A 16243-nucleotide genomic window follows, 5' to 3' on the forward strand; every position below is an offset into this window, starting at 1 on the left:
CGATGATGACTGACATGACTCAACCTAAATCAAAACAATATGGTCGCCCTGACAATGAGCGTGTAATTGGCTTTATGAAGATCAGCAAACCTGCTGCCTTCGCGTCAATTTTAATTACCATTGCCAGTATCTTCTTTATTGCCGTGAATGGTCTTAACTTAGGTTTAGACTTTACTGGGGGTATTTCTGCGGAAGTAACCTATGCAAAACCTGTTGACCAAGAGCAAATTGTTAAATCACTTCAAGCCACAGGCTTTGAACATGCCGTGGTGCAAACCCTCGGCAGTAACACAGATGTACTCATTCGTATGCCTGTGCAAAAAACCAGTGTTGAAGATTTGAATAACACCTTGGCCAAAGCGGTGCAAGTTCCCAATAACACAGCTACGCTACATAAAGTCGATGCTGTCGGTGGTCAAGTCGGGAATGAACTCTATGTTCGTTCTGCGGGTGCAGTTGCACTTGCACTGATCTTGATGTTGATCTACGTAACCATTCGCTTTGAGTTCAAATTGGCTGTGGGCGCAATCCTCTCCCTCTTTCACGATATTTTGGTGATTTTAGGGGTATTTGCATTCATGCAATGGCCATTCGATCTGACCACTTTGGCTGCAGTGCTTGCCGTGATTGGTTTCTCACTCAACGATAACATCGTAGTATCAGACCGTATCCGCGAGAACTTCCGTAAAATTCGAGGCGCATCCCCTCGTGAAGTAATCGATATTGCCCTCACTGAAACTTTACGCCGAACTGTCCACACCTCCATGACCTTGTTATTGGTCGTGGTGGCGATGCTCATTATGGGCGGTGAAGGTCTACGCTGGTTCTCGGTGGCAATGTTTATCGGTGTGTTTGCAGGTACGTATTCTTCGATTTATATTGCAACTGCTTATGCCCTATGGCGTGGTCTAAATCGTCAAGACTTTATCGTGCAAATTAAACCTGAGTTTGATGAGGAAGAGATTCCTTAATTCCTAAACAACAGACTCACACTTAAGCTCATCCTCGGATGGGCTTTTTTAATGCTGAATCAATTGAATCTGTGGCCACTGGAAGCCTCGACATGAGGGCCCTGCCTGCCAAGCCACTGTCAGCATCGTTTGACCTAAATGATAGTTCTGATAAGCAAAACTTCCTAGCATCGCGTGCTGACACATCCCACCATGCTGAATTGGATGCACCTGTGTATTCAACTCATTCAAACTCAGTCGAATCCCCAAACCCGAGGCTTTTAAGACCGCTTCTTTAGTGGTCCAAACCCTAAACCAAAACTCTTCTGAATATTCTAATTCAGCCCAATGTTCAAGCTCATCAGGGTGAAATGCATGTTGTGCCAAGGCTTCAAATCGAACCTTTCGGTCCAAATCCTCAATATCTATACCGACCTGTTTAACCGTATCGCTATAGGCTAAAGCGTAGTGTTTATGGCTATGGCTATGATTGAATGCCACTTGAGGAAATTCTGTCAGATAGGGTTTTCCATATTCAGTCTTAGAAATATCTGTATTTTGGATCTCGTGTTGCATATGTTGCGAGAGCAACTGATTCCGAAATTGATAGATCGCCTGTTTTTGTTGCTGTATTTTGGCTTTACGGTCTAAATCCGCAGGCAACTGAATCATCTGCTCTAAGCGGCTGACATCTATATGAATCAATTTCGTCACGCATATCTCCTCATTATGTGCAGCCTCATTCTAAAAGAAACCGAATACAAAAGAAAAAGCCCAAAGTCATCTTTGGGCTTTTTCATCGTTTAAACGAACTGAAAATTAACGTTTGAATTTTTTCTCAGCTTTTTTGAACTTCTGAACATAACGACGTTTACGTGCAGCAGTGCGTTCATCCACTTGTGACTTACGCCCTTCAAATGGATTTTCAGAGGTTTTAAACTCAATACGCACAGGCGTACCTTCCAATTTGTACACACGACGGAACACATTTTCCAAGTAGCGACGGTAATCTGCTGGTGTTTTATCAACTTTGTTACCATGAATCACAATCGTTGGTGGATTTTGCCCACCCATATGCGCATAACGCATTTTAATACGACGACCGCCCACCATTGGTGGTTGATGTGCATCCACAGCATCACTCAAAATTTGCGTGATTTTGGCAGGTGAAACTTTCAAATGTGAAGATTCATAAGCACGGTGGATCGATGGGTACATTTCGCCTACACCTGTACCATGCAGTGCAGAAATTAAGTGGATTTTTGCCCAAGGAATAAAGTCAAAACGACGCTCAACATCTAACTTACATTGCTTACGATCATATTCAGACATGTTGTCCCATTTATTGATCGCAATCACCATGGCACGCCCTGCTTCTAAGGCATAACCAATCAAGTGTAAGTCTTGCTCTACAATGCCTTCGCGGGCATCCACTACAATCACAACTACATGTGCATCCTTCATGGCTTGTAAGGTTTTCACAATCGAGAATTTCTCGATCATTTCATCGACCTTACCTTTACGACGTACACCCGCAGTATCAATCAGCGTATATTGACGACCATCACGCTCGAAAGGAATATAAATGGAGTCACGGGTTGTACCCGGTTGGTCAAATGCCACCACACGCTCTTCACCCAACAAACGGTTGACTAGCGTTGATTTACCCACGTTCGGACGGCCAATAATCGCTAAACGTAAGCCTGTGTTTTTGTCATGCTCTTCTGGACTCTCGTCTTCAGGCACATCCTGCAACACGTCTTCCAGCATTTGCTGTACGCCACGACCATGACTTGCCGCTACTTGCAGTGGCTCACCCATACCGAGTTTATAGAATTCAACCAGCGCAGCTTCAGCATGCACGCCATCGACCTTATTCGCCACAAGGTAAACTTTTTTACCTAAAGTACGCAGTTCACGGGCAATTTGTTCATCAGAAGCCAATAAACCTGCGCGTGCATCCACCACAAACACAATGATATCTGCTTCATGAATCGCAGTTTTAGACTGCTCCGCCATGTAAGTGTCAATACCGCCTTCATTTTCGCCAATACCACCTGTATCGACCACAATGAAAGATTTATTTTGATAAACCGCATCACCATATTTACGGTCACGTGTCAGACCCGCAAAGTCCGCCACCAAAGCATCACGACTTTTGGTAATTTGGTTAAATAGGGTTGATTTTCCGACGTTCGGACGACCAATGAGCGCAATTACGGGTTTCATAGTTTAACCTTTATTCAAGATCAGCCAGTGCGACTGGTCTGAACATCAGAAAAATGGAAGATATTTAAGAATAATACTAAATAAAACACGGGGCATTGAAATTTCTCAAATACCCCGTGTTTAAAAATACGGATTTGGCTTAGTTTAACATAAGGCAGATGAAAATTAACGATTCTGCCAAACGCTAAATGCACCCTTACGTGTCGCGACTGTGAGTTGACCTTCAATAACACGCAATGTACGTACAGCACCACTGGTTTTGGCACGACCAATTAACCGACCTGAATTCGGGTCAATCAGATGTAATACGCCATCTAAATCCCCGACCACAAGGTCTTGACCAAAGAGTACTGGATTACTCAGCTCTCGGTTTAAAAGTTGCTCATTCTGCCACAATTGCTGACCTGTCGCCAGATCATAGGCCACTAGCTTGCCATCTGCTTGTGCAACAAAGACTTTATTGTCTGCAACTTCAGGACGTTTGGTACTGCTGGCATCTTCACTCCAAATCACTTGTTGTGAAGCCAAGTCTGTTGCAGTCACTTGCCCTTGGAAACTGGTGGTCACTAAAAGCTGACCTGCGACCACTGGGTCACCATCCACATCATTTAAGCGCTGAATGTCCGAACGACCATCACTCACCGCTACACGGCGCTGCATACGAGGGACACCACTGAGTACATCTAAAGCATAGACATAAGCATTTGCAGAAGACACCAATACAGTACGTGCATCGAGTGCTACAGGCGTTGAAGTACCACGTAAGCTAAATTGTACGCTTGGTAAATCATAACTCCAGACTTGCTGCCCAGACTCTAAATCGTGCGCGTAAACCGTACCATCATTACTGACAGTCACCACACGACCTGATTGTACCAATGAGGGCGCTAGAATTGCTCCTGTTAATTGAGCAGTCCACTTTTGTTCGCCCGTGGCTTGATCTAGTGCAAACAATTGACCTTTATGGTTTCCAACAATGACCAAACCATCTTTGGCTTCTACGCCCGAGCTTAGACCTTGCTTAGAGACTTTTTTACTCCAAACTTTATCTTTACCACGATAGGCGGTGACTTCACCTTTAGGGCTGGCAATGAAAATTACCCCATTATCGATGTCCAATTGCAAACGTAGTGGATCTGCTTCTGAAGTCGAAGAAACACTTTCAGAAAAAACAGGCGCTAAACTTTTCGATTGTTCAAGTTTAGGTAATGGACTTGGTTTGACATCTTCAACTTTAATTTTGTTACTCGAACAACCGACTAAAGCCAGCGTCAAAATTGTTAGTGCAAACGGTATTTTATATTTTCTATCCATTAAGACTCATCCACGTGTGTTTCTAAAATTGGGCGTTCGATTTCAGGATCATCCACTAAAACGCCAACACTTTCGAGTTTAATTTGTAAAATTTGGCGCTCTTGTTTACGCTCAATTAACGCATCCCATGCACTTTGATATGCTTTTTTCGCATTTTCAATATCACTCTTCGCAACGTATACATCACCACGCGCTTCATCAGCCGTTGCTTTGAAGGCTGGATCGGTAACCAGAGCTAAAGATTTAAGGGCATCGTCATATTTATTTTGCGCCAACTGTGCATAAGCCAAACGTAGTTTCACGATTTGTGTTAAACCACTATCTTTGACTTTAGAGTTTTCAACCTTTTTCAGGGCTTTCTCTGCACCAGCATAGTCACCCTTGTCATAAGCCAACTTCGCCATCACAAATTGAGTCTGAATCGCCTGTGCAGAATCAGGATCATCTTTCACAATTTTATCCGCAGCTTCAGTCAACTCAGTCATCGCATTCGGATTAGCTTGCACATTACGCGCATCATCCATCAATTGCTGAACTTTTGCAGTTTGCATTTGCGATTCTGCAAGGTTTTTCTTTTGCCAATATTCCCAACCGAAAAAGGCAATCAACGCAATTAAAATCCCACTAATGATGGCCGAACCATATTTTTTAGTGAAAGACTTTAAACCCTCAAGTTGTTCTTCTTCACTCAATGATGCGCTCATTTGATTACCCTTTTCCTAAATGTTATTTGACTCTTATTTTGAAGAAAATTTTTCGATGAAGTATGGCACGACATCAGCAATTGCGACTTCGGTCTGTTCTGCGGTAGCCAAAGTTTTGACCAATAGCTGCTGTGCTTCCCACTCACGCTCACCCAAAATCAAAGCATACAAAGCACCAGATTGATCTGCCTTTTTCATTTGGCTTTTCATTGAACCTTGTGAGCCGACTTTTAAACGCAATGAGCTTTGTGCCGTGTCTAACTGATTACGGAATTGTTCCGCCAAAACCAACGCCTTCCCTTGAGAGGCAGGATCTGCCACCAAGAAAATCTCACAATCACGAATTGGAGCAGCTTCTTCGACTTGTTCAAGCAAAAGTAATAAACGCTCTATCCCCATGGCAAAACCAACCGCGGGTACAGACTGATCAGCCTTTCCTTTTAGCTGTCCAACCAAACCATCATAACGACCACCCGCACATACCGTACCTTGTGAACCCAAATGCGTGGTGGTCCATTCAAATACAGTTTTGTTGTAATAGTCTAAACCACGAACCAATTTCTGGTTAATCACAAAGCTCACACCCGCATCAGTTAAATACTGCTGCAAAGTTGCAAAGTGCTGTAAGGTCTCTTCCCCCATAAAGTCATGCAATTTTGGCGCATTTTCTAAAATGGCTTGGGTTTTTGCATCTTTAGAGTCAAGAATACGCAGTGGATTGGTGGTCAAACGGCGTTGTGAATCTTCATCCAAATCATTTTTATGTGATTCTAAGAACTCAACCAAAGCTGCACGATAAGCGGCACGCTCATCCGACTCACCTAAAGTATTCAATTCAAGCTGTACTTTATCCGCCACACCCATACGTTTCCATAGGCGTGCCGTCATCAAAATCAGCTCAGCATCCATATCTGGCGTCGCCACACCAAAAGTTTCCACACCAAACTGATGGAACTGGCGGTAACGACCTTTTTGTGGTTTTTCATAACGGAACATTGGTCCGATATACCACACACGCGGTGTCGCACCACGGAGCAAGTTATGCTCAAGCATGGCACGCACACAACCAGCCGTTCCTTCAGGACGCAGCGTCAAAGACTCAGGCGGATTGCCTTTATCCAAGAACGTATACATTTCTTTTTCAACGATATCCGTTGCATCACCAATCGAACGTTTGAACAAATTGGTTTGTTCAACAATAGGCAAACGGATTTGTTGATAGCCATAGGCATCCATTAAAGATGCTAAATGTTGCTCTAGACGTCTCCATGCAGGTGTTTGCGATGGAAGGATGTCATTAAAACCTTTGATTGCGACAATTGAACTCATGATGAACTACGAATGATCTCTTTAGATTTAGCTTCTTCAAGCTCTAGAACACGTTGACGAACCATTGTTTCGATTTCATCAACCAACTGGTTGGTATCAATGAGATGGCTTTTCTCGCCATTTCGATACACAAGCGAACGTGGACTTGCCCCCACCACGCCAATATCAGCCTCTTTGGCTTCGCCTGGTCCATTCACCTTACAACCAATGACCGATACGTCCATTGGGGTACGAATGTCTTCCAAACGCTCTTCTAAAGCTTGCATCACTGAAATCACATTAAATTCTTGTCGTGAACAGCTTGGGCAAGCAATAAAGTTAATGCCATTTGAACGAAGACTGAGTGATTTTAAAATATCAAAACCAATTTTAACTTCTTCTTCTGGTTCTGCTGCCAATGAAATACGCATGGTGTCTCCAATGCCTTCCATTAACAAACCACCCAATGCAATGGCTGATTTTACTGAACCCGTACGATAAATCCCCGCTTCGGTAACCCCTAAATGCAAGGGGTTATCAATCTGCTGTGATAATAAACGGTAAGCATCCATGGTCAAAAACACATTCGATGCTTTTACAGAAACCTTAAATTCATGAAAATTCAAACGGTCTAAGATATCAATATGACGCATTGCCGATTCAAGCAGTGCTTGACCTGTCGGTTCACCATATTTCTTTTGAATGTCTTTTTCCAAAGAACCCGCATTTACACCAATACGCATAGAAATATCATGATGACGCGCCGCAGCGACCACTTCACGAATTTTCGCTTCCGAGCCAATATTACCCGGATTAATACGTAAACAATCTGCGCCCATGTCGGCCACTTTTAATGCGATTTTATAATCGAAGTGAATATCTGCCACCAAAGGCACTTGCACGCGTTTACGAATTTCACCAAAAGCTTCTGCTGCTTCCATCGAAGGCACAGAAACTCGCATAATGTCAGCGCCCGCATCCGCACAGCGCTGAATCTGAGCCACAGTCGCATCGACATCACAAGTTTCAGTATTGGTCATACTTTGAATACTGATCGGAGCATCACCTCCGACGTAAACAGAACCCACACGAATTTTGCGGGTAGTACGGCGTTGAATCGGGTTTACAATCATGATTATTTACTCTGGCACCATTAGCGAGATAAACGGAATTCTGCTTTCCCATTTACCGTGTATGGTGACAATGAAATCTGCTCATTGTTCAAACTTAATGACACTGCTGATGCATCATCCAAACGAATTTGGAATGGGGCCTCACCATTTAAGGTTAAAGTATTGGCTTGACGACCTGTCGCTAAAACTTTACCCGTCGAATCCACAATATGAACTGAGGTCGGACGATTAAAATTCAAGACCAATTGATCACCAGAAACTGCGGTTGCACCGCCTACGGACAAGACTTCAACTTCAGATTTATTCGCATCTGCCGCACTACTTCCTGCATTAGAACCCGATGAGCCCCAGTTTTGAATCGTGCCAACAATTGCAGCCAAGATCACTAAAATAATAATGATGATGACAGATCGTTTTAACCATTTACGGTTACGCTCACTGTTTGATCCTGGCAATTTACCCATAATCTTGATTGGCGAATTATCCAAGGCATGATTAGGTACCATCCCTGTATCATTGGCATAAATTTCATCAAAACGCTGAATCAGTGAGGTTGCATCGACATTTAAATATTTTGCATAAGTGCGATAGTAACCTTTAATAAAGGTTGCTTCAGGCAAAGACTTATATTCATCTTGCTCTAATGCAGTTAAAGTTTTTACAGGAATTTTTAAATCTGCAGCAACTTGACTTAATTCACGTTTTTGAGCAATACGTTTCTGGCGTAAGTATTCTCCAGGACGCTGGACATTTCCTAATGCATTAGGTACTACGCTTGAACCATTCGATTGCGGTGAATTAGGATTTACTTCCATACGGCCTCAGTACTGTACTGTAATTGCAAATAACGTGTGTATTCTTGGCTATCTGGGAACAATGCACGCAGTTGGTTTACCAACACTTGCATACCCATCTGATCGCCATTGGCTCGCGCAATACGAATACCAATCCATAATGCACGCGCACTCTGATTTTTCTGCCCAACCAGACGAACAAACTGTTCATATAACTGTGTTGCAGCAGGAATTTGTTGTCTTAAATAAAATATTTCCGACAACTCTAACATTGAAACATAAGAATTCGGATTCACTTGCAATGCTTGCTTGAATGATTTTTCAGCATTCGCTGTATCACCCAACTTTAAGTAAATACGTCCTAAATTTTCCAACGCCTTAAATCGCTGATCATAACCTAGGGTTGAACCAGCAATTGTTAATTGTTCAATCGCCTCATTATAACGCCCTACGACGTATAAATACGTACCATAGTTGTTACGAGCTTGCGCATTTTTAGGATCTGCGGAAATTGCACGCTTAAAATGCGTTTCCGCTTTTTCCATATTCGCAGGGCTGCCTTCTTGCTGTAGCAACACGCCCATCATCATATTTGCCGTGGAATCACGAGACTCCATTTCTAATGCTTGATCGAGCGCACGTTTTGCTGCATCCAAGTCACCCTTACGAATATATTCCGCGGCCAATTGAGTACGCACTTCTACGGCTTTCTCGGGGTCTTTTTTAAACCCTGGTGCTGACGAAGTGGTTGTTGTAATACAACCCACCAACGACGCCGAAAGACAAAACATGGTCATACATGCAAATTTGTAGGTGGGTTTACTCAATTAATAGCCCCTTTATTATCCGTTTGAGCGCAAAATCTCATTCCGCTCAGCCACTTTTTTCTTCCACTGCTCTGCACGACGTGTGCGGTCAGCCACTTGACCAACCAACTGTCCACATGCAGCATCAATATCATCACCACGTGTCTGACGAATCGTACACACAAATCCTGCATCAGACAAAGTTTTTTGGAAAGAAATAATACGGTTACGACTTGAGCGACCATATGGTGCATGCGGAAACGGATTAAAGGGAATTAAATTAATTTTACTTGGTAAATTCTTTAACAATTTCAATAGTTGTTGTGCATGTTCAGGATGGTCATTCACCCCATCCAGCATCACATATTCAATCGTGACATGGCGACGTGCACTTTCATTACCATCTTTCGCCAAATAGCGCTGACATGCTGCAATTAATTGAGCCAAAGGATATTTTTTATTAATTGGCACCAATTCATTACGCAATTCATCATTTGGCGCATGTAGCGAAATTGCTAAAGCGACATCAATATCTTGTGCCAATTGATCAATTTTAGGTACTACACCTGACGTTGACAGGGTCACACGACGTTTTGACATGCCATAAGCAAAATCATCCAGCATCAAGCGCATAGAGCTTAAGACTGCATCATAATTCAGCAATGGTTCGCCCATCCCCATCATAACCACATTGGTCACGGTACGTTCACGCTCAGCAACAGGGACTTCTTCCATATAGGAATAGTTTGCCATCCACAATTGACCAATAATTTCCGCAGGGGTTAAATCACGTTGGAAACCTTGCTTACCTGTAGAACAGAATGAACAATCTAAGGCACAACCCACTTGTGAAGAAATACACAAAGTTTTACGTGCACCTGTTTTATCTTCTGCTGGGATGAGAACAGTTTCAACCAATGAACCTGTACCTTCACCGACACGGAACACCCATTTACGTGTGCCATCTTTAGAATAGTTACGGTGTACAACTTCTGGCGCTTTGACTTCACATACGCGCTCTAATTTTTCTCGCAACTTGCCAGAAATGTTGGTCATTTCAGCAAAATCAGTTACAAAATATTGATGGATCCACTTCATCACCTGTCCTGCACGGAATTTCTTTTCGCCCATCGCTTCAAAGAATTGTTCCAGTTCAAGACGTGACATGCCCAGTAAATTCACTTTTTCCACAGAAGGTTGCTGTGTTGGAGTGGACAAAGATTGTTGCGATTCATCAGACGTTGCAGATGAAACGACCACTTCAGTACTCATGTGTAATTACCTAAACCATGTCGAAGATAGAAGGAGATTGCTCAATATTCAAGCAAATAAATTCAAAGAGAATAAAAAAACCAGATAAGCAGTATAACACTTATCTGGTTCGAATACTGCGAATTAACGAGTACGCGGAGCAATCTCAGTTTGAGCGAAGAAGTAGTTAACTTCACGATCAGCAGATGCTACAGAGTCAGAACCGTGAGCAGCGTTTTCGTCGATGCTTACAGCGAAGTCAGCGCGGATTGTACCTGGAGCAGCTTCTTTAGGGTTAGTTGCGCCAAGGATTTCGCGGTGAGCAAGAACTGCGTTTTCGCCTTCAAGAACAGATACAACAACTGGACCAGAAGTCATGAACGCAACTAGGTCAGCAAAGAAACCACGTTCTTTGTGTTCTGCGTAGAAACCTTCAGCTTCAGTTTGAGTCAAGTGTTTCATTTTAGTCGCAACGATTTGAAGACCAGCTTTTTCAAAACGAGCAAAAATGTCACCAATGTGGTTTTTAGCAACTGCGTCTGGTTTTACGATAGATAAAGTACGTTCAATAGCCATGATTGGCTCCTTAAGTCAAATTAGACGTGAAAATTTTGCCGCATTATACCGAATAATGTGCAACTATCAGCTTTTGTAATGTAAAAAAACTAGATTTTTTCGATGTGCTGCTAGAAAAATGCTGGATTAGCTGGCTTCGTCAATCCACGCCATTTGAATTGCCTCAAGCAAACCTTCAGTCGACTTAGTTGGATCATCACTAAAGTCAGGCAAAGCACACACCCACGCGTGTAAGTCGGTAAAACGAATCCATTGCGGGTCCACATCTGGATGTGCTTCATATAATTCAATCGCGATATCCATGGTATCGGTCCAACGTAAACCCATGACTGTTCCTAATTTATGCTATGAATTGGCTACTTTAACAAATTTCATCATGTCTGAAAAACTGCTCAACATGATTCAATCTACAAGACCACACTAAACATTGGTGCACACGCAATAATCACCGCGGCAACACTCGCACCTATTACCGCGCCAACAGCGACATCACTAGGATAATGCAAGCCGAGCACCATACGGGACAAAGCAACCAGCACAGTAAAGGGCAACATTAAGACCAATAACATCGGTTGAATTGAACCGATTACCACACTCGCCATGACCGCATGCAAGGTATGTCCAGAGGGAAAACTAAAATGGTCTAAAGGTCGCTCACACAGGCGTATCACTTGATGCACCTGATACGGTCGTGGGCGCACAGTTTTGGTTTTGAGAATCTTATAAATGGCTGTGCCCAGTAAAGAGCCTAAAATCAAATACACCATTTGTAAGCTATAAGACAGACCTTGCAACATCCAAAGACTCATCAACATAGCGCACCAAAAAACACCATCACCTAAACGGCTAATAAATTTAAAAAAAAGTGCCACTCGTTCTGAATGGGAAAAATGGTTCAGATATAAACAGCCTTTTAAGTCGAGATCGAGCATTTTTATTTTTGCATTCTTAAAATTCATAATTTCTCTCCTCAAGCTTTTGTTTTGCTTATGCAATCATTCGAGTTTCCTTTGCCACTTGATATAGGGCTTGTTCCAATTGAGTCACGGGATGATGCCACCCCATTTCCATTACGTTAAGACGGGCACTTTGCCCCATAGTATTCAGTTGTTGTCGTCTTGGTAGATTCTGCATTTGATTTGAAAATGCATGTACATCATTTAATGGACTCAGCCATCCCGTTTTACCCTGTTCAATATGGGCATGAGCACATGCATAATTATATGCCACTACGGGTAAACCACTCGCCATTGCTTCTAAAACAACGTTACCAAAGGTTTCTACTTGGCTGGCAAACACAAAAACATCTGCGCTGGCATAAACACTTGCAAGATTCTTACCAGTTAAGCTGCCTGTAAAAATCACTCCATGTGCTTTACCCAAAGCTTCTAAGCGTTGACGGTCAGGTCCATCCCCCGTAATCACCAATTTATAATGTTTTTCACAACGTTGCAGCATACATATATAGTTACGAATCAATACATCAATTTCTTTCTCGGGCGACAAGCGTCCCACGTAAAGCATCACTGTCGTGTTGCTATCTGCCCCCCAACTGCACCGATATGCATCAGAGCGATGGTTCGGGGAAAATTGCTGCGTGTCTACACCCCGCCCCACCACAACCAACGGACAAGTAATCCCAAATTGCTTTAAGGCATTTTGTGTATCTTTACTTGGAACACAGGTCAGTTGGGTATTGTTATGAAACCACCGTAAATAATGCTGTATCGGTTTCACCAAAAAAGCCAAATCAAAGAAGCGACTGAAATCCTGAAACGGTGAATGAAAACCACTCGATACAGGAATATTTCGGCTTTTAGCTGCGTGTAAGGCCGTAAGGCCCAAAGGCCCTTCCGTCACAATATGAACAACATTCGGCATAAACTCGTCTAAGGCATTCGCTACTTTTAGAAACTGAGGCCAACCAAATTGTAAACTTGGATATTTGGGAATACTTTGTGCAGTGACCAAACACTCTTTATTCGGGGAAAACTCTATGCTTTGCGTAGTTTGATTTGGACGAATCAGCAAGATTTTATGTCCCTGTCGTTGCAACCCCTTACAGAGATGCATCAAGGACAACGCCACCCCATTTACTTCTGGCGGCCATGTTTCTGTAACAATTGCTATTTTTAACCGTGGGCGAACCAAGTCTTTTAAAACATTGACTTCTTCTTTGCTGTTTTTGTTTTGTTGTAATCTAAAATAAAACTTAAAACTTTCTGGAAAATCTTGTTGTTTTAACAGGCTCGCAGTGGATATGTAAGACATATAACACCTATTGCTTGATTTTCTTTTAGCTTAGATGTCTTTTTTTACAGTTTGATGATTGTTGTTTGACATTCCCGTGAAATACAAAAGGGAGATAACCTTTACCTCCCTTTCGTTGATCATTTACAAAACCTAAAGGTTTTACAACGAAATGGCTTTGTTGCATAAAGCCTTTAAAGATAGAACTTTTCTAAATCACTCAAATTTAAGTGACAACTTGGATATGAGGTCGGCCTAATTCTACAAACTTATTGAGTACTGCTATACGGGTATGAGTCTCATCCATTTGACTATCGAAGTTTCTAGCATTGAGTTTATCTCCTAATAATTTAATGCAATGCATCTTGGTTTCCACCAAACTACGACAATGATACCCAGACCACTTTTTCCAAGTCGTTTTTCCTTGGTGTTTAACTGTTTTCAGCAATTCATTTCTCTCTAAAGATCTCAGTTTGTTATCTTTCATAGGCTTCGTATTTTTTCTAGGTGGAATCACTGCATGTGCTCGTCGCTCTGAAATTACCTATCAGTAATATTTGGTGTCATGAGCTCTATCTGCATAGATAGAATCAATTTGCTCATCAGGAGAGATTTGATCTAGTAAACTCCCGAGGACGTGAGAATCACCAACATTATTCGTAGTCAGCTGAACAGCCCTAATTTGAAGGGTTTTAGCATCTATACCAATATGAAGCTTACGCTATGGGCGACGATATTCAGGCTGAAGTTTGTTACGTTTCCATTCACCTTCACCTAAAAACCTTAAGCCAGTTGAGTCTACGAGTAGATGAAGACCATCACGACTTTTTTTAATAGCTAATCGCAATATCAATATGCTTTTGTCTTCTGCAAAGGGTGGAATAATCTGGAGCTGACCAATTCAAATCAGATAGTTTAATGAGACTTTGAACAAAGTCAGTAACCATCCTTAAAGAAAGTCTAAATAGAGATTTGATCATCAAACAACATTGAATAGCTGTATCGGAATAGGTCTGATTTCGACCATGCTTGCCGTGTGGCTGAGCATACCATTGTGTTTTGGGATCAAACCGAATGGAAATGTTGCCTCGATTAATTAAAGCTCGGTTATAGGAAGACCAATTGGTTGTACGATAGGTTTTCAGTGCAAACTTCTTCATTTTGAAATTATATTGCTGAAGAAACCTTTAAGAATAGATTTGTGCAACAAAACCGCTTAAGACTGCAATCTATTTACTTATTACATGTAATTTTCATTATTTATATACTTTTATAATTCTTATTATTAAAACTATGAGAACCCATTTATTTCAGTTCAAAACTGAAATAAGCAATTTTTGCATAGACAAAATAACCCTACTTTCACAGGATTCTAATATTTAGAATCTGCTTTCATGATAAAGATGATGAACGCATTTATTTAGCATATTATTTCATTTTTTATGAGTGACCCGTTTTCTACATTCATGCTGACATTGTATAAATCAATATGATCCTCAAAACACGATATTTTCTAGAAAACCTATTACTGAAAGCATCGATAGCAATAGATAACGGAGCTTCTAAATTATAAAGCCCCAAACTCGTACCTTCAAATGGATCATTAAAATCCTATAAATGCGAAAATCCCAAAGTACTTGTTTCTAGGATTTTTAAACCTGTATCAAAATCGACATATTTATATAAAATCATTATTCTTAAGCAAATAAGAAAAACCACCAAAGCAAGGTTTTACCACCTACAACTCAAAACCTGATCAAAATAATAGTTCTTTTATTTGTCTACGATTTTGTTTACTGAACTACAAGGTATAAAAAAAGAGGAAAGCAATGCTTTCCTCTTTGTGTAAAGTACAGAACCTTAGTTCTTTTCTTTATCAACAATCTTGTTCGCTTGAATCCAAGGCATCATTGCGCGTAACTTACCACCTGTCACTTCAATACCATGCGCAGCGTTTTGACGACGACGGGCAGTCATTGATGGGTAGTTCAACGCACCTTCGTTGATGAACATTTTAGCATATTCACCCGATTGAATGCGTTTAAGTGCATTACGCATCGCTTCACGAGACTGTTCGTTAATCACTTCAACGCCAGTTACGTATTCGCCATATTCAGCGTTGTTAGATACTGAGTAGTTCATGTCCGCAATACCGCCTTCGAACATTAAGTCAACAATTAACTTAAGCTCGTGCAAGCATTCGAAGTAAGCCATTTCTGGTGCATAACCCGCTTCAACCAAAGTTTCGAAGCCCATTTTCACTAATTCAACAGCACCACCACAAAGAACTGCTTGCTCACCGAATAAGTCAGTTTCAGTTTCTTCGCGGAATGAAGTTTCGATGATACCTGTACGACCACCACCTACGCCAGAAGCATAAGAAAGTGCTAAGTTACGTGCATTACCAGACGCATCTTGATGAATTGCGATTAAGTCAGGTACACCTGAACCACGTTGGTATTCAGAACGTACTGTATGACCTGGTGCTTTTGGTGCAACCATGATTACGTCAAGGTCAGCACGTGGAACAACTTGGTTATAAAGAACAGAGAAACCGTGAGCAAATGCTAAAGTCGCGCCTTCTTTGATGTTTGGCTCAATCACGTCACGATAAAGTTGTGATTGGAACTCATCTGGAGTCAAGATCATAACTACGTCAGCTTGTGCTACAGCAGCAGGAACTTCAGCAACTTTAAGACCTGAATTTTCAGCTTTTTTCCAAGAAGTAGAACCTGCACGTAAACCTACAGTTACGTCTACACCAGAATCTTTAAGGTTAAGCGCATGCGCGTGACCTTGTGAACCGTAACCAATGATGGCTACTTTCTTAGATTGGATGATAGATAAGTCGCAGTCTTTATCGTAAAAAATTTGCATTGCTGTCTCCGCTAAAATGCTTGATATTCTGTAATTCCATCAAGGGTTTAT

Annotated in this window: 16 protein-coding genes and 1 pseudogene; 1 reads left to right on the forward strand and 16 read right to left on the reverse strand. The window is 41.8% G+C overall.

The window, feature by feature from the left end; translation table 11 throughout:
- The first annotated feature begins 2 nt into the window (after positions 1-2).
- Positions 3-971 (forward strand): protein translocase subunit SecF, encoded by a 969-nt coding sequence (gene secF, locus E0H87_RS04995; RefSeq protein WP_131322608.1) that lies wholly within the window; start codon positions 3-5, stop codon positions 969-971.
- Between the two features lie 48 nt (positions 972-1019).
- Here the strand turns inward: secF and E0H87_RS05000 are convergent, their stop codons facing one another.
- From E0H87_RS05000 to ilvC, 16 genes and pseudogenes are all read right to left on the reverse strand, one after another.
- Positions 1020-1664, reverse strand: coding sequence for a 4'-phosphopantetheinyl transferase family protein (locus E0H87_RS05000; RefSeq protein WP_165493939.1), 645 nt, complete (start codon positions 1662-1664; stop codon positions 1020-1022).
- Between the two features lie 105 nt (positions 1665-1769).
- On the reverse strand, positions 1770-3179 hold the full coding sequence (gene der / locus E0H87_RS05005) for a ribosome biogenesis GTPase Der (RefSeq protein WP_131322609.1): 1410 nt from the start codon (positions 3177-3179) through the stop codon (positions 1770-1772).
- 165 nt (positions 3180-3344) lie between these two features.
- Complete coding sequence (gene bamB, locus E0H87_RS05010) at positions 3345-4493, reverse strand: outer membrane protein assembly factor BamB (protein ID WP_131322610.1); 1149 nt, start codon at positions 4491-4493, stop codon at positions 3345-3347.
- Positions 4493-5197 carry a YfgM family protein gene (locus tag E0H87_RS05015; protein WP_131322611.1) on the reverse strand — a complete coding sequence of 235 codons (705 nt, stop codon included), beginning with the start codon at positions 5195-5197 and terminating at the stop codon, positions 4493-4495. The genes bamB and E0H87_RS05015 overlap by 1 nt, the downstream gene beginning before the upstream one ends.
- 33 nt (positions 5198-5230) lie before the next feature.
- Complete coding sequence (hisS, locus tag E0H87_RS05020; protein WP_131322612.1) at positions 5231-6526, reverse strand: histidine--tRNA ligase; 1296 nt, start codon at positions 6524-6526, stop codon at positions 5231-5233.
- Positions 6523-7638, reverse strand: coding sequence for a flavodoxin-dependent (E)-4-hydroxy-3-methylbut-2-enyl-diphosphate synthase (gene ispG / locus E0H87_RS05025; RefSeq protein WP_131322613.1), 1116 nt, complete (start codon positions 7636-7638; stop codon positions 6523-6525). The genes hisS and ispG overlap by 4 nt, the downstream gene beginning before the upstream one ends.
- A gap of 20 nt (positions 7639-7658) precedes the next feature.
- Positions 7659-8453, reverse strand: coding sequence for a helix-turn-helix domain-containing protein (locus E0H87_RS05030; protein WP_131322614.1), 795 nt, complete (start codon positions 8451-8453; stop codon positions 7659-7661).
- Positions 8444-9229: a type IV pilus biogenesis/stability protein PilW gene (pilW, locus tag E0H87_RS05035; RefSeq protein ID WP_165493944.1), complete on the reverse strand. Its 786-nt coding sequence runs from the start codon at positions 9227-9229 to the stop codon at positions 8444-8446. Before pilW ends, E0H87_RS05030 begins: the two co-directional genes overlap by 10 nt.
- A gap of 45 nt (positions 9230-9274) precedes the next feature.
- Positions 9275-10510, reverse strand: a complete 1236-nt coding sequence (gene rlmN / locus E0H87_RS05040) for a 23S rRNA (adenine(2503)-C(2))-methyltransferase RlmN (RefSeq protein ID WP_131322616.1) — start codon at positions 10508-10510, stop codon at positions 9275-9277.
- A gap of 123 nt (positions 10511-10633) precedes the next feature.
- Positions 10634-11065 carry a nucleoside-diphosphate kinase gene (gene ndk / locus E0H87_RS05045; RefSeq protein WP_004983508.1) on the reverse strand — a complete coding sequence of 144 codons (432 nt, stop codon included), beginning with the start codon at positions 11063-11065 and terminating at the stop codon, positions 10634-10636.
- 126 nt (positions 11066-11191) lie between these two features.
- Positions 11192-11392, reverse strand: a complete 201-nt coding sequence (iscX, locus tag E0H87_RS05050) for a Fe-S cluster assembly protein IscX (protein WP_116760462.1) — start codon at positions 11390-11392, stop codon at positions 11192-11194.
- Positions 11393-11472: 80 nt separating this feature from the next.
- Entirely contained in the window at positions 11473-12024 is a 552-nt protein-coding gene (locus E0H87_RS05055) for a phosphatase PAP2 family protein (protein ID WP_131322617.1), read from the reverse strand.
- A gap of 28 nt (positions 12025-12052) precedes the next feature.
- Positions 12053-13336 carry a glycosyltransferase family 4 protein gene (locus tag E0H87_RS05060; protein ID WP_131322618.1) on the reverse strand — a complete coding sequence of 428 codons (1284 nt, stop codon included), beginning with the start codon at positions 13334-13336 and terminating at the stop codon, positions 12053-12055.
- A gap of 205 nt (positions 13337-13541) precedes the next feature.
- Positions 13542-14024: pseudogene (locus E0H87_RS16330) on the reverse strand (IS5 family transposase).
- Between the two features lie 121 nt (positions 14025-14145).
- The gene (locus tag E0H87_RS16335) at positions 14146-14475 is read right to left on the reverse strand and encodes a transposase (RefSeq protein ID WP_413773107.1); all 330 of its coding nucleotides are present in this window, start codon (positions 14473-14475) and stop codon (positions 14146-14148) included.
- Between the two features lie 700 nt (positions 14476-15175).
- Complete coding sequence (gene ilvC, locus E0H87_RS05070) at positions 15176-16192, reverse strand: ketol-acid reductoisomerase (protein WP_004983494.1); 1017 nt, start codon at positions 16190-16192, stop codon at positions 15176-15178.
- Positions 16193-16243 lie beyond the last annotated feature (51 nt).

The organism is Acinetobacter sp. ANC 4178, from assembly GCF_004331175.1.
Classification (GTDB): Bacteria; Pseudomonadota; Gammaproteobacteria; order Pseudomonadales; family Moraxellaceae; genus Acinetobacter.

Coding starts and splice junctions, on each gene's coding strand:
- secF (WP_131322608.1), top strand. CDS start 3: ATGATGACTGACATGACTCAACCTAAATCAAAACAATATGGTCGCCCT.
- der (WP_131322609.1), bottom strand. CDS start 3,179: ATGAAACCCGTAATTGCGCTCATTGGTCGTCCGAACGTCGGAAAATCA.
- bamB (WP_131322610.1), bottom strand. CDS start 4,493: ATGGATAGAAAATATAAAATACCGTTTGCACTAACAATTTTGACGCTG.
- E0H87_RS05015 (WP_131322611.1), bottom strand. CDS start 5,197: ATGAGCGCATCATTGAGTGAAGAAGAACAACTTGAGGGTTTAAAGTCT.
- hisS (WP_131322612.1), bottom strand. CDS start 6,526: ATGAGTTCAATTGTCGCAATCAAAGGTTTTAATGACATCCTTCCATCG.
- ispG (WP_131322613.1), bottom strand. CDS start 7,638: ATGATTGTAAACCCGATTCAACGCCGTACTACCCGCAAAATTCGTGTG.
- E0H87_RS05030 (WP_131322614.1), bottom strand. CDS start 8,453: ATGGAAGTAAATCCTAATTCACCGCAATCGAATGGTTCAAGCGTAGTA.
- pilW (WP_165493944.1), bottom strand. CDS start 9,229: ATGACCATGTTTTGTCTTTCGGCGTCGTTGGTGGGTTGTATTACAACA.
- rlmN (WP_131322616.1), bottom strand. CDS start 10,510: ATGAGTACTGAAGTGGTCGTTTCATCTGCAACGTCTGATGAATCGCAA.
- ndk (WP_004983508.1), bottom strand. CDS start 11,065: ATGGCTATTGAACGTACTTTATCTATCGTAAAACCAGACGCAGTTGCT.
- iscX (WP_116760462.1), bottom strand. CDS start 11,392: ATGGGTTTACGTTGGACCGATACCATGGATATCGCGATTGAATTATAT.
- E0H87_RS05055 (WP_131322617.1), bottom strand. CDS start 12,024: ATGAATTTTAAGAATGCAAAAATAAAAATGCTCGATCTCGACTTAAAA.
- E0H87_RS05060 (WP_131322618.1), bottom strand. CDS start 13,336: ATGTCTTACATATCCACTGCGAGCCTGTTAAAACAACAAGATTTTCCA.
- E0H87_RS16335 (WP_413773107.1), bottom strand. CDS start 14,475: ATGAAGAAGTTTGCACTGAAAACCTATCGTACAACCAATTGGTCTTCC.
- ilvC (WP_004983494.1), bottom strand. CDS start 16,192: ATGCAAATTTTTTACGATAAAGACTGCGACTTATCTATCATCCAATCT.